A 13,333-nucleotide genomic window follows, 5' to 3' on the forward strand; every position below is an offset into this window, starting at 1 on the left:
ATGCGAATGTTTATGGTGCGCGCGCTGTGCCGCTTCGCTGCCTGGGTGGCCTGCTTCGGCACGGCCGCCGGACTGGGACCTCTCGCGCAAGCCCAGAGCGCCGCCAGCGCGGGGAGTCACTCCGCCACGGCGGCGAATGCTTCCATGCAGCCCTCAGTGGCGTTCTTTTACGGCGACAAGGTACCTGTCGAGGCACTGTCCGGATTCGATGTGGTGGTGGTCGAGCCGGATAGCAACCTCGATCCTGCAATCCAACATAATCGCCATATCGCCTGGTTCGCATACGTCAGCGTCGGCGAAGTCACGCCGCAACGCGCCTACTACGCTGCGATGCCGCAGGACTGGCTGGCTGGCAATAACCCCGCGTGGGCGTCGAAGGTCGTCGATCAGGACGCACCCGGCTGGCCAGCGTTCTATGTGAAGCAGGTGATTGCGCCGCTCTGGCGTAAAGGCTATCGCGGCTTCTTTCTGGATACGCTCGATTCGTATCAACTGATCGCCAAAACCGATGCAGACCGCGCCCGCCAGCAAGCAGGACTGGTGGAGGTGATCCGCGCGATCAAGAAGCGCTATCCACGAGCCAGATTGATGTTTAACCGCGGCTTCGAGATCCTGCCGCAGGTGCACGATCTCGTGTACGCGGTGGCCTTCGAATCGCTCTACAGCGGCTGGGATCAGCCGAACCAGCGTTATACGACGGTGTCACAGGCAGACCGCGACTGGCTGCTGGGGCAGGCGAGGGTTGTGAGCGAAAAATATGAGTTGCCAGTGATCGCAATCGACTACTGTGCTCCCGGCGACGAACAATGCACGCGCGACACCGTGCTGAAAATCTGCAAGGACGGGTTGGTGCCGTATGTGGCTGACGGCGCGCTGCAGACCGTTGGAGTCGGACGTGCGGGAATCTGCCCTGACGAGATACCGGGCGCGCAGCCCTGACGAGCGGAACGCCGCCGTTCAGGCCGCGGAAGGTCGCTGCTCACCCGCATCCGGAGCCGGATGCAGATCGAGCCGCCGGCCGGCCTTGAGCAACTGGCTCGGTACGTCGTGGCCGATCAGCCCTGGCAAATGTGCGGCAGCCTGCAACACCTGGGTGAGATCGACACCGGTATCGTAGCCGTTCAGTTCCAGCATATGCACGAGTTCTTCGGTGCACACGTTCCCCGTCGCGCCCGGTGCATAGGGACAACCGCCCAGGCCGCCCAGCGAGGCGTCGAAGCGGTCGATGCCTGCGTCCAATGCAGCCAGCGTGTTGGCGAGCGCCATCCCCCGCGTGTTGTGAAAGTGCAGCGTGGTTTCCAGTCCGGCGAATTCATCGCGCGTGCGTTGTGCCAGTTGCCGGACCTGGTTGGGATACGCCATGCCGGTCGTGTCGCACAGCGTGACCCCGTGCACGCCGAGCGTGGCGAAGCGCGCAACCCAGCTCAGCACTTCGTCTTCCGCAACGTCGCCCTCCATGGGGCAGCCAAACGCGGTCGACAGCGACACGTTAATCGCTACTCGCGTGCGGCTCACTACTTCGATCACATCCCGCAGTTGTGCGAACGATTCTTCCCGGCTCATGCGCAGATTTGCCCGATTGTGGCTTTCGCTGACCGACATCACCAGATTGACTTCGTCGACATCGCATGACAACGCGCGTTCGGCACCGCGCACGTTCGGCACCAGTACGGTATAGACCACACCGGCGCGGCGCTCGATGCGATGCATTACCGCTTCGGCATCGCGCAGCGCCGGAATGGCGCGCGGCGAGGTGAACGAAGTCACTTCGATTTTGGCGAAACCGCAGGCACTCAGTCGATCGATCAAGGCAACCTTGTCGTCGGTTTCAATGAAGCGGGCTTCGTTCTGGAAGCCGTCGCGGGTGGCGACTTCCTGGATGTACAGGCGAGGGCGGGTGGCGCTCATCGAAGGTCTCCTGAATACTTGTTCAGATGATGCCGCGTTCGCGCAGCGCGGCGCGTTTGGCATCGTCCAGGCCGAGGGTGGCGAGCACCTCATCGGTATGCTGGCCGAGTTCGGGCGCGAGTGTGCGGATCGTGCCCGGAGTGGCGTTCAGTTTCGGCAAAACGCCGGGGACTTGCACCGGTGTGCCGTCGGCGAGCGTGCTATCCACAATCATTTCGCGGGCACGGTAGTGCGGATCGGCAGCAATGTCGGCGACATCGTAGATCTTGCCGGCCGGAATGCGCGCTTCGTTCAGATGCGCCAGCACCTCGTCGAGCGAACGCTGTTCCGTCCAGGCGCTTATGGCTGCATCGATCCGTTCGACGTTCGCGACCCGGCCATCGTTTTGCGCGAGCGCCGGATCCTCACCAAGGTCGGAGCGCTCGATCACTTCCATCAGACGTCGGAAGATGCTGTCACCGTTGCCGGCAATCAGCGCGAATTTGCCGTCGCGGCAGCGATAGGCATTGCTCGGCGCAATGCCTGGCAGGCTGCTGCCCGCCGCCTGGCGGACCGCGCCAAACACGGAGTATTCGGGCAGCAGGCTCTCCATCATGTTGAAGACCGATTCGTACAGGGCGACGTCGACCATCTGGCCTTCACCGCCGTTCTGGTCGCGATGACGCAACGCCAGCAGGATGCCGATCACGCCATGCAGGGCAGCGAGCGAATCGCCGATCGACACGCCGACGCGCACCGGCGTGCGGCCCGGTTCGCCGCTCAGGTGACGCAGGCCGCCCATTGCTTCGCCGATCACGCCGAAGCCAGGCAGGTCGCGATACGGGCCAGTCTGGCCGTAGCCGGAGACGCGCAGCATCACGAGCCTGGGGTTCAGCGTATGCAGTGTGTCCCAGCCGAGGCCCCAGCCTTCGAGTGCGCCAGGGCGGAAGTTTTCGATGACGACGTCGGCCTCGGCGGCGAGGCGTCGTGCAATATCCTGGCCTTCAGGGTCTCTCAGGTTCAGCGTCACCGAACGTTTATTGCGCGATTGCGCTGCCCACCATACGGAGGTGCCTTCATGCAGCATGCGCCATTTGCGCAGCGGGTCGCCCGTCACGGGCGTTTCGATCTTGATGACGTCGGCGCCGAATTCGGCGAGCATCCGGCTCGCGAACGGGCCTGCAATCAGTTGTCCGAGTTCAAGGACGCGGATCCCGTCGAGCGGTCCAGCCATGCTGCGTCTCCATCGAGTGTGTTCCGTTGAACAGGATAGTGACGCAGCGCGGCGGCGCTGGGAATGTCGGATTCTTCACGGACCCTTTCCCGGGTGGAAAGGGCGCGGCGGCGCCTGCCGGCCAGGCTCCGCTCAGCCTGCCGCCGCCGGCATGGCCGCCATGAAATCGAACAGCCTGGCTGCCTCCGGTGTGAGCGCCTTGGCGTCCTTCGCACCGATCCACAGCGTGCGTTCGGACCAGGTGTCGGTCAATTGCACGGCGCGCAGGCCCGCTGCGAGGATTTCCGGGCGCACTGCCGCGGCGGGCAGCATGCCGATGCCGAGGCCGGCTTCAATCATCCGGCAGATGCCGTCGAAACTGCGCATCTGGATGCGCAGCCGCAGCGGCTTTTCGGCGGCGAGCGCGGCGTCCATCATGCGCAGCAGCAACGAGCTGCCGGCGTTCAGGGCGACGTAGTCGTATTCGAGCGTGTCGGCAAAGGCGATCTCTTTGACGCCCGCCAGCGGATGGTCCGCGGGGACCAGTATGATCAACCGATCGCGCCGGTAGACGCGCTTGTCCACCATCGGCGCGGGGACGTTGTCCGCGAATACGCCCAGATCGGTGCGGCCCGCGCCGAGCGCTTCGATCACCTCGCCGCTCAGGCGTTCTTCGAGCGTGACCTTGACGCTCGGGTTGTTGGCGAGAAAGCGCTGCAGATCGGTGGGAAGGAACTGCACGATGGCCGATGTGTTGGCCCAGATCCGTACATGACCGCGTACGCCGACGGCAAAGTCGCTCATTTCGCTCGCCATGCGGTTGACCTGGTCGAGCACCTGAAGCGCGTGATTCAGCAGCCCGTGGCCCGCCGGCGTGAGTTCGACGCCGCGCGGATGGCGCACGAGGAGGGCGCAGTCGGTGGCCCGTTCGAGATCGGCCATGCGCTTGCTGATGGCGGAGAGCGTCATGTGGCTGCGTTCGGCCGCGCGGGTCAGGCTGCCGGTTTCGGCGACCGTCAGAAACACGCGCAGGGAATGCAGATCGAAGTGCGTCGGATTGACCATGAGGGCGGCGAATAGGCAAAAAGCGGGACAGGAAGCACGATTCTACGGCTTCCTGTCCCGCTGATTGTCCTTTGTTTGCCCTGTAGTGGTCCTTGTGTTTGCCGAGTGCTTCGCTCTGCCTGGCGTTCGCTTAGCGCAATTGCGTGACGGCAAGCAGCAGAACCATGCTGCCGATCGCGCCGTCGAGTACGCGCCAGGCCGTCGCACGGCGAAACAGGGGGGCGAGTGCTCGCGCGCCGTAGCCGAGGCCGACGAACCACACGCCGCTGACCGCCATCGCACCGAGCGCGAAGGCCACCCGGCCGGTTTGTGCTTCGCGGGCGCCGGCTGTGCCGATCAGGAGGAAGGTGTCGAGATACACATGCGGGTTGAGCCACGTGAAAGCGAGCGTCATCAGGATGATCGGCATGGTGCGTTGTGCGGACGTCGCTGTGGTTGCCGGCGCGTTGGTCGGGTCACCGGAGACGCTGACGTCGAGCACGGCATGGCCGGGACGCACCGCGCGACGCAGCGCGTTGATGCCGAACCAGGCAAGGTAGGCGAGCCCAACATATAGCATGGCATGGACGAACACCGGATAGCGCTCGACCAGCGCCGATGCGCCGCCCACCCCCGCACCGATCAGGATGAAGTCCGATACCGCGCACAGCAGCACGATCTTGCCGACGTGCGAGCGCATGATGCCTTGGCGCAGCACGAAGGCGTTCTGGGCGCCGATGGTGACGATCAGCGACGCGCACAGCGCCGCTCCGTGGGAGAAAGCAAGCCAATCCATGAGAGATCCAGTAGACGGATGAGACGAATTGGCGCTAGTCTGCGGTTTTCCAGCTCGTAAGAGAAGCTAATTCAGTTAATGCCGATTAAGGAATGCTAATGCTCGACTATGCTTTGCTGGATGCGCTGGCTGCTGTAGTGCGCCACGGATCGTTCGACCGCGCGGCGAGCGAGCTGAACGTGACGCCGTCGGCGGTGTCGCAGCGTGTGAAATTGCTGGAGGAGCGGGTGGGCAGCGTGCTCGTCAAACGCGGCCAGCCGTGTGTGGCGACGACTTCGGGCGCGCTGCTGTGCCGCCATACGGAGCGGGTGCAGTTGCTCGAATCGGAACTGACGGGGCGATTGCCTGCGCTGCCGGGAGCGTTGGTCGAGTCCTGGCCGACCTTGCGCGTGGCGGTCAACGATGACAGCGTCGGCACGTGGTTTATCGATGCGGTGGCGGGGTTCTGTGTGGAGCGGGAGATGCTGCTCGATCTCGTCATCGACGATCAGGATCATACGGCACAGCGGATTCGCGATGGCAGCGTGCAGGGCGCGGTGACCACGCAGGCGGAGCCGGTGCAGGGTTGCCGGTCAGTACGGCTTGGACGGATGCGTTATCTGGCCGTGTGTGCGCCGGATTTCTTCGAGCGCTACTTCGCCGATGGGGTCACGCGCGATTCGCTGCGGCGCACGCCTTGCATCGACTTCAATCCGAAGGATCAGCTGCAGAAGCGCTTTATGCGCCGGATTACTCGCGCGGAGGTCGATCCGCCGTTGCACTGGATTCCTCACGTTGCGGGCTTTCTCAGAGCGTGCGCCACGGGAATGGGGTGGGGCCTGTGTCCGGAGCGGATGATCGCCTCGCATCTCGAGAGCGGCGAACTCGTGGATATGGCGCCCGGTAAGCCCGTCGATGTGGATCTGTACTGGCAGAGCTGGCGCTTGTCGATCGGATGGCTGGACGATTTCGGCACGGAGTTGCGCAAGCGGGCAGCGGAGTTACTGGATTGAACCGGCTGGTTGATGCAAACAAAAAAGGCCGGTATCGCTCGCGCGACACGGGCCTTTCTGTGCAACAGACCCGCTGTAATTACCGCGCCTCGGGCACCCCTTCCGCCTCCGGCACAGTCTCGCTCTCACGCGTCTCCGGCATGGCCGCCCACACGAGCAGCACCGCCAGCGCCCCAGCCGCGGCGAGCCCAAAGAAGCTGACCGTATTGCTGAACCGGTCCGCAATGAAACCCGCCGCTGCCGTGCTCAACGTCGCGCCGATCCCGGCCGCCAGACCGAACAGCCCGATACACAGGTTATAGCGACCCTTGCCGCCAGCGACATCCGCAGCGATCAGCGGCAGCATCACCCCGAACACAGCTGCACTCAAACCATCGAGCATCTGCACCGGCACCAGCAGATAAGGGCTGCTGATTCCGGCAAACAGCAGCGCGCGAACCGGCAGCGCAGCGAAGCCGAACAGCAGGATCGGCCTGCGTCCCCAGCGTTGTGCCGAACGTCCTACCCACGGCGACATCATCGCCACGATCGCCTGCGGCACGATGATGCAGGCCGCAATCACGAGCTGCACGTTGTCTCCCATGCCGGCAGTCACTTCACCGGCCGCGAGGTTGAGCATCGCCGCATTCGACAGGTGGAACAGCACGATACAGGCCGCGAAGATCAGCATGCGCTTGTCGCGCAGCAGTTCGCGCAGGCTCTCGCGCTTTTCATCCGCGTCCGGAACTGGCTTGGCCTGGGGCATGGCGTCGACGGTGCCAGTGTTCTGCACCATGCTCAGCGCAATCAGCGCGGGCATGGCGAGCGCAGCGGTCAACCAGAACACCGCGCGCGACGAGAAGTACTCGCCGAATAACCCCATCAACCCGGCCGCAATCGCACTGCCGATAGACGCCCAGCGCGCATTGCGCCCGAGCCGGTCGCCAAGGTTCTGGCGTCCGACCAAAGCGAACGAGATCGCGGCCATGGCCGGCACCAGCATGCAGCTCGCGAAGCCGTGGAAGACTTCCGCGGCGATCACGGGCAGCACGGTTGGACTGCTGGCGAGCAGCACCGCGGAGAAGATGATCGCGAAGATCGCCCAGGCGGCAGCGCCTTTCTTGTTCTTCATTGCGTCGACAGCGGCGCCTGCCGGCACCTGGCTCACCATCGCGCTGATCGTACCCACCGAGAGTGCCATGCCGATCTCACCCTGGGTCCACTTGTGCGAGGCGAGGTAGGACGCGATGAACGGACCAAAGCCGGTCTGCACGTTCGCGACGAAGAAATTCATCCAGTCGAGCGCGCGCAGGCTGCGTGTTGTCACCATAAGCCGGCCTGTCATCGGGCCGCCCGTGCGGTAGATGCAGTCGCGGTAGATGATGCAGCGGCGGCGGGCGCAGGCGTGGCCGGCGGCGCGGGTGGGGCAGGCGAAACGGCGCGGATCGGTTGATCCGACGCATACGGCGGCGACGCGGCGATCGCTGCATCGCTCAGGTCCATCAGCGGATAGAGCGTCTTGTCTTTTACCGCAAATCGCAGCGCCGACCAGTTCGCCGCAATCGTGCGGCGGTCGGCGCTCACCATGCCGCTCACGTCGAGCACGACTGCTTGCGGCTGGGCATTGGCGTCGATCAGCACGTCGATCACGCGGCCGACTTTCGCGCCGTTAGGGCGCTCAACGGTGGCGTCGAGCAACGGCAAACGTGTGGCGGTTGCGGTGCCGGCCGCTGCCGCGGCGGCCTTTGCGCGGTCGGCCGGCGGCGCCTGACCCGGAGCGAGATTCAGCGTGATGGGCGCGGTCTTCGCGCCCGGCGTGAAGCGGAATACGTTCCATGGGAAATTGACCTTGCGGTCGCCGACCCCGAGGAAGCCCTGCAGATTGACGATCATCTCGATCGGCTTGCCGCTCGGGTCGGTGACGAGATCGACGGCGCGTCCCACGACCTTGCCGTCGGGCTTCTGCACTTCGCTGTCGAGCAGTCCGTGCGCCTGGTTGCGATCGATCACCCGCGTCACGATCAGCGGCGCAGGCGTGGGCGGCGGCGGGGCGGGCGTGGCGACCGGCGGCGGAGGCGGTTCCTCCTTCTTCGGCGGCGGCGCAGGCGGTCGCTTGGGTTTGGCCGGCGTTTCGGGCTTGCTGGTTTCCGTCTGCACCGTCGTCTCAGGCGGTCCGGCTACGAGGGTGGAACTGGCGGGTTCGACGAGATCCGGGACGGCCTCGGTGATCGGCGCCTGCTGCGGTCCGCGCAGCAGACTGCAACCCGACAGGGCGACAGCCGCGAGGACGAGAAGGATCGGGTAACGGAAAGCTGGACGTCGAAAACCGCCACTCATCAAGAAAGACTCCATGGGCGCGAGCGAAGGGTGCGATTGGCTTGCCGCACTCTCCACCGCTGCAATTGAAACGGCGAATGGCTCAGAGTTTAACCCGCTGCACGCTGCGTTCCGGCACATGGCCACTGCAAAGCAGTCGGCCGGCGACGTCGACGGGACATCTCCCGGTCTGCGGTCCGCGCAAAGCGGGACCACAGGCATACGACACGTGCGTTACAGACCGTAGGTGTAAACACGCGGGCCGAAGCCGCGTGCCGCCGTGCCTTAAACGATATAAGCATCGCGACATGACCGGCATGCCATTCATGCGATGGGAGACATATTGGTATTCGCCTACATTTCGGGACAGCAAATGACGAACGGTGCTAACGCGGGTTTGACTTTGCCGGTTTAACGCGATGAGCAGATGGCCGATTGTAAGGGATGTCGGGAATCTTCGGATCAAAGCGGGCCGGCCTGAAACACAGACTATCCGCCGCGACGAACGTTCAAAACCTTGCCCACCACATTACATAAACGCAACGAGACGAACCTGATGACAGCCGGTGCCCCGGCTGTTTCAGCATGCTGATAAAGGAGGCACTCATCATGATGGAACCCCACGCCCAGCCGATTTCCGATGTCGGCGTCGAACGCTTCGACTCCAAGGGCTTTCTCGACCGGTACTTTGAAATCTCCTCGCGCGGCAGTTCGCAGCGCCAGGAAATCATTGCCGGCGTCACCACTTTTCTGGCGATGGTCTATTCGGTGTTCGTCGTGCCGGGCATGTTCGGCAAGGCGGGCTTCGACACCAGCGCGGTATTCGTGGCCGTGTGCTTGACGACGGCATTCGGCTCGCTGCTGATGGGCATCTGGGCCAGGCTGCCGATCGCCATTGGCTGCGCGATCTCGCTGACCGCCTTCACCGCCTTCGGTCTCGTGCTCGGCAAGGGCCTGCATCCGACCGTGGCGCTCGGCGCCGTGTTCCTGATGGGGATCGTCTTCACCGGCATTTCGGTGACGGGCGTGCGTTCGTGGATCCTGCGCAACCTGCCCTCGGGCGTGGCGCACGGCACGGGCATCGGCATCGGGCTGTTTCTGCTGCTGATTGCGGCCAACGACGTTGGGCTCGTGGTCAAGAACCCGGGTGCGGGGCTGCCGGTTTCGCTCGGCAATATCACGGCGCTGCCGGCGCTGATGTCGGTGGCGGGGTTGGCTGCGATCTTCGGGCTGGTGCGCCGTCGCGTGCCGGGCTCGATCCTGATCGTGATCGTCGCGATCTCCGCGCTTGGACTGCTGATCGATCCGGCGGTGACGTATCACGGCGTGTTTGCGCTGCCGTCGCTGAGCGCGCCGGGTCATGCTTCGCTGATCGGTGCGATGGACATCAAGGGTGCCTTGTCGTTGGCGGTACTGCCTAGTGTGCTGGCGCTGGTGATGACAGCCGTGTTCGATGCGACCGGCACGATCCGCGCTGTCGCAGGGCAGGCCGGGCAGCTCGATGCCAACGGCCGAATCATCAACGGTGGCCGTGCGCTGACGGCGGACTCACTCAGCTCGATCTTCTCGGGCTTCCTCGGCGGTGCGCCGGCTGCGGCCTACATTGAATCGACCGTCGGTGTCGCAGCAGGCGCGAAGACGGGGATGGCCGCGGCTGTCGTCGGTCTGCTGTTCCTCGTCGTGATGTTCTTCTCGCCGCTCGCCGGTCTGGTGCCTTCATATGCGACGGCTCCTGCGCTGATGTACGTCGGTCTGCTGATGCTGTCGAGCGTGAGCAAGCTGAATATGGACGACATGGTCGATTCCATGTCGGGTCTGGTGTGCGCGGTGTTCATCGTGCTGACCGCCAACATCGTGACCGGCATCATGCTCGGCTTCAGCACGCTGGTGATCGGCCGTGTCGTGAGCGGCGAGTATCGCAAGCTGAACGTCGGCACGGTAGCGATCGCAGTTGTTCTGGCCGCGTTCTATCTTGGTGGCTGGGCGATCTGATCGCGGCTCTTGCCGCGGTCCCTGGTAGTCCTTGTTTTGACGCGTGAGCAGGGTGGTCTGGGCAGCCCTGCTTGCGTAAGTAGTCGCTTTAATCTCCACCCTTGACGCGGCGTGTTGCAGTCTTTTGGGCTGTGATGCGCCGCGTGTCTTTTTTTCCTCCACGCTACCCTCACGGGTCTGCGCGCATCTCCCGCATCTTTTCCCGCACCTCAAGCACTGTCGCCTTGACATCCACAATCGCGCGACTACACTTAACCTTATGGTTAAGTTTTCAGAAGATCTTCTCGACCGCACGTTTGCCGCGCTTTCCGACCCCACGCGGCGGGCGTTGCTCGCGCGCCTGTCCACCCATCACGACCTGTCGGTCAGCGAACTCGCGCAGCCGTTCGAGATGTCGTTGCCGGCGGTGATGAAGCATCTCGACGTACTGTCCGAGGCCGGTCTCGTCACGCGCACGAAAACCGGCCGCACGGTGGCGTGCCGGTTGTCCGCGGGGCCCATGGAGCAGGCCATGCTGTGGCTGAACCGCTATGAACGCTTCTGGAGCGAGCAGCTCGATCGTCTCGCCGCTTTTGTCGAACAGGAGGAGGCATGTCCGCCCGTCCCAGTCTCACGCTCCAGCGCCGTCTCAACGCGTCGCCCGGCAAAGTCTTCCGGGCCTGGACGCAGCCGGCGCAAATCCTGAAGTGGATGCACCCGAGCGGCAACGAGATGATTCATGCTGAAGTCGATGCGCGGGAGGGCGGCAGTTTCCGGCTCGTGATGCGCGGCACGGACGGCGCGGAACACGAAGCCAGTGGCCGCTATCTGGAAGTCGTGGCGGACGCGAAGCTGGTTTTCACGTGGAGCTGGCGCTCGGCGCCGGAGAGCGAGTCGCTCGTGACGGTGGCGTTGCGCCCCGATGGTGGCGGCACGCTGCTTACCTTGACGCATGCCCAGTTCCTTGACGAAGAGACGCGCGACCAGCACGCAGAGGGCTGGACGTCCACGCTGGATGGACTCGAGCGTTACCTTGCCTGACCACTGAGGAAGGAGATGCAGATGGAACCGCATAGCACTGTCTCAAGAGAAGAATGGCTGGCTGCGCGCCGCGCGCTGCTGGCTGAAGAAAAGGCATTCACACGCGCACGCGACGAGCTCAACCGCAAGCGTCTGGCGCTCCCATGGGTCAAGGTCGACAAGACCTATACCTTCGATACGCCGCAGGGTCGCAAGACGCTCGCGGAGCTGTTCGACGGGCGCAGCCAGCTGATCGTCTATCACTTCATGCTGGGCCCGGAATGGAAAGAGGGCTGCCCCGGGTGCTCGTTCCTCTCGGACAGTGTCGATGGCGTGTTGCCGCATCTCGAGCATCACGACGTTTCGTACATGGCCGTTTCGCGCGCACCGCTCGAGAAGATCGAGGCGTTCAAAAAGCGCATGGGCTGGCGCTTTCGCTGGGTCTCGTCGCATGAGAGCGATTTCAACTTCGACTATCACGTATCGTTTACGCCGGAGCAGGTCGCAAACGGCAAAGGCTTCTACAACTTCGAAGAGCAGGAGATTTCCGGTGACGAGGCACCCGGCCACAGCGTTTTCTACAAGGACGAGGCCGGCAATATTTTCCACACGTATTCAAGCTACGCGCGCGGTGGCGAGCCGTTTATCGGCACGTACACGCATCTGGATATCGCGCCGAAGGGGCGTAACGAAGTCAGGAATCTCGGCGAGTGGGTCAAGCACCATGATCGCTACGAGGACGCGCCGCGCGGTTGTCCGGCATGCGGTTCGTGATGAGGGGATAGGGCGGTGGAGCAGGCGGCGTGCGGTTGAGCGGACGGCATCCGCGCCGCTCGCTATAAGGACATTTCGAAAGCAGGCCTGAGGAACAGCTCGATGGCCATGACCACCAGTCCCATCGCCGCCGCCGCGAGGGTCAGCGTGCCGTATTCGTCGTAGCGCGCGTCATAGAGGCAAGCCACGATGAAGAGAATCGCGAGAAGGTTGGTCAGCCAATCGAAATTTAGCGCGATGCTCATCGAAGAATCCGGGCTCAGGGGGCCACTCGCTTTGTCGAATCGGCCCATCAATTGGGCGGCATTCTAACGAGTTGATCTTACGGATTCGCAACAGCTTCGCTTACAGAGATTACTTGCTCTCCAGGGCGCCCTTCGGTGGACGCCCTGGAGTAACCTTTGACGCTACATCATCTCCCGCTCAATCCACTCGATCACCGACGTGCGCTGCGGCTGCCAACCCAGCAGTTTGCGAGCGCGTTCGCCACGTACCCGGCTGTTCGAACCAAGCCCGTAGTTCGCCATTTCATAACCCCATTCCTGTTCGGCGTCCTTGAGCGGCCAGTCTTGCGCAGGACCTAGTTTCGTCGCGCGGGCGATGGCGGCGGTCATGTCGCGAAACGACGCCTCGCCGCTTTCGACGAAGTAGAAAGTGCCGGCTGGGGTCTTCTCCAGCGCGAGGCGATATAACTCGACCACGTCGTCGATATGCACGTTGGACCAGGTGTTGCCGCCACTCCCCACGTGCCGGACCACACCGCTTTTCTGCGCCTGGCGCACGAGGCGCGGCAACTGCACGCTGGCGCTGCCGGCAACAGCACCATGACCGTAGATCAGCGTGTTGCATAGCACTGCTGAGCGGATATTTTCCTGCGCTGCTTCGAGCACCAGACGGTCGATTGCGACACGCGCCGCTTTATCCGCAGTCGGTTCGGGCAGCGCGTCTTCGCTATAAATCCTGGCCGCGCCGGCTTCGCCGCCCGACGCATCGCCGACGATGCTCGAGCCGCTCGTATGCAGAAACGGCTTGCCGGAGCCGGCGAGCCCTTCGATCAGCGCTTCGACTGCCGCGCGGTGATCGCTGCTGGCGGCGTTAATGACGGCGTCGGCAGCCTGCGCTTGCGCGACAAGCAACGCGCGGTCGTCGAGTGTGCCGATCACCGGTTCGATGCCGAGGCGCTCGAGTTCGGCGGCGTGTTCAGGATTGCGGATCAGGCCGCGCACGCGATGTCCGGCGCGCACGAGTCCCGCGGCGATCGAGCCGCCGATGAAACCGCTGGCACCAGTAACGAAAATCTTCAAGATGTTCTCCTTGCTTGCTGGAACAACTGCATTGATT

The 13,333-nt window shown here is 63.7% G+C and carries 14 protein-coding genes; 6 read left to right on the forward strand and 8 right to left on the reverse strand.

Translation table 11 applies throughout. From position 1 onward, the window contains the following. A complete protein-coding gene (locus P3T20_RS18415) occupies nt 1-939 on the forward strand; it encodes an endo alpha-1,4 polygalactosaminidase (protein ID WP_074265074.1) in 939 nt (312 codons plus the stop codon). Between the two features lie 18 nt (nt 940-957). On the opposite strand, the gene P3T20_RS18420 is transcribed toward P3T20_RS18415, so the two are convergent. The 4 genes from P3T20_RS18420 to P3T20_RS18435 form a co-directional block, all read right to left on the reverse strand. Beyond that, the gene (locus P3T20_RS18420) at nt 958-1,908 is read right to left on the reverse strand and encodes a hydroxymethylglutaryl-CoA lyase (protein WP_074265073.1); all 951 of its coding nucleotides are present in this window, start codon (nt 1,906-1,908) and stop codon (nt 958-960) included. Between the two features lie 22 nt (nt 1,909-1,930). Continuing rightward, nucleotides 1,931-3,121, reverse strand: coding sequence for a CaiB/BaiF CoA transferase family protein (locus P3T20_RS18425; RefSeq protein WP_074265072.1), 1,191 nt, complete (start codon nt 3,119-3,121; stop codon nt 1,931-1,933). Between the two features lie 132 nt (nt 3,122-3,253). Further along, the gene (locus P3T20_RS18430; RefSeq protein WP_074265071.1) at nt 3,254-4,165 is read right to left on the reverse strand and encodes a LysR family transcriptional regulator; all 912 of its coding nucleotides are present in this window, start codon (nt 4,163-4,165) and stop codon (nt 3,254-3,256) included. A 130-nt stretch (nt 4,166-4,295) separates the two neighbouring features. Further along, nucleotides 4,296-4,940 carry a LysE/ArgO family amino acid transporter gene (locus P3T20_RS18435; protein ID WP_074265070.1) on the reverse strand — a complete coding sequence of 215 codons (645 nt, stop codon included), beginning with the start codon at nt 4,938-4,940 and terminating at the stop codon, nt 4,296-4,298. 98 nt (nt 4,941-5,038) lie between these two features. On the opposite strand from P3T20_RS18435, the gene P3T20_RS18440 reads away from it, so the two are divergent. Beyond that, nucleotides 5,039-5,932: a LysR family transcriptional regulator ArgP gene (locus tag P3T20_RS18440; protein WP_074265069.1), complete on the forward strand. Its 894-nt coding sequence runs from the start codon at nt 5,039-5,041 to the stop codon at nt 5,930-5,932. Nucleotides 5,933-6,011: 79 nt separating this feature from the next. On the opposite strand, the gene P3T20_RS18445 is transcribed toward P3T20_RS18440, so the two are convergent. Together P3T20_RS18445 and P3T20_RS18450 are read right to left on the reverse strand one after the other, a co-directional pair. Continuing rightward, the gene (locus tag P3T20_RS18445) at nt 6,012-7,256 is read right to left on the reverse strand and encodes an MFS transporter (protein WP_074265068.1); all 1,245 of its coding nucleotides are present in this window, start codon (nt 7,254-7,256) and stop codon (nt 6,012-6,014) included. Further along, the gene (locus P3T20_RS18450; RefSeq protein WP_074265067.1) at nt 7,253-8,248 is read right to left on the reverse strand and encodes a PRC-barrel domain-containing protein; all 996 of its coding nucleotides are present in this window, start codon (nt 8,246-8,248) and stop codon (nt 7,253-7,255) included. Before P3T20_RS18450 ends, P3T20_RS18445 begins: the two co-directional genes overlap by 4 nt. A gap of 588 nt (nt 8,249-8,836) precedes the next feature. Between P3T20_RS18450 and P3T20_RS18455 the strand changes: the two genes are divergently transcribed. From P3T20_RS18455 to P3T20_RS18470, 4 genes are all read left to right on the forward strand, one after another. Then, the gene (locus P3T20_RS18455; RefSeq protein ID WP_074265066.1) at nt 8,837-10,219 is read left to right on the forward strand and encodes an NCS2 family permease; all 1,383 of its coding nucleotides are present in this window, start codon (nt 8,837-8,839) and stop codon (nt 10,217-10,219) included. Between the two features lie 259 nt (nt 10,220-10,478). After that, nucleotides 10,479-10,904, forward strand: a complete 426-nt coding sequence (locus P3T20_RS18460; protein ID WP_074265065.1) for an ArsR/SmtB family transcription factor — start codon at nt 10,479-10,481, stop codon at nt 10,902-10,904. Further along, nucleotides 10,811-11,239: an SRPBCC family protein gene (locus tag P3T20_RS18465; protein WP_074265064.1), complete on the forward strand. Its 429-nt coding sequence runs from the start codon at nt 10,811-10,813 to the stop codon at nt 11,237-11,239. The genes P3T20_RS18460 and P3T20_RS18465 overlap by 94 nt, the downstream gene beginning before the upstream one ends. 21 nt (nt 11,240-11,260) lie before the next feature. Next, nucleotides 11,261-11,992 carry a DUF899 domain-containing protein gene (locus P3T20_RS18470; RefSeq protein WP_074265063.1) on the forward strand — a complete coding sequence of 244 codons (732 nt, stop codon included), beginning with the start codon at nt 11,261-11,263 and terminating at the stop codon, nt 11,990-11,992. A 62-nt stretch (nt 11,993-12,054) separates the two neighbouring features. Here P3T20_RS18470 and P3T20_RS18475 read toward each other — a convergent pair whose 3' ends face one another. Both P3T20_RS18475 and P3T20_RS18480 read right to left on the reverse strand, forming a co-directional pair. After that, a complete protein-coding gene (locus P3T20_RS18475; RefSeq protein WP_074265062.1) occupies nt 12,055-12,237 on the reverse strand; it encodes a hypothetical protein in 183 nt (60 codons plus the stop codon). 162 nt (nt 12,238-12,399) lie between these two features. Next, nucleotides 12,400-13,296, reverse strand: a complete 897-nt coding sequence (locus P3T20_RS18480; protein WP_074266115.1) for an NAD-dependent epimerase/dehydratase family protein — start codon at nt 13,294-13,296, stop codon at nt 12,400-12,402. Nucleotides 13,297-13,333: the final 37 nt, after the last annotated feature.

The organism is Paraburkholderia sp. GAS206C (genome assembly GCF_050435645.1).
Taxonomy (GTDB): Bacteria; Pseudomonadota; Gammaproteobacteria; order Burkholderiales; family Burkholderiaceae; genus Paraburkholderia; species Paraburkholderia phenazinium_B.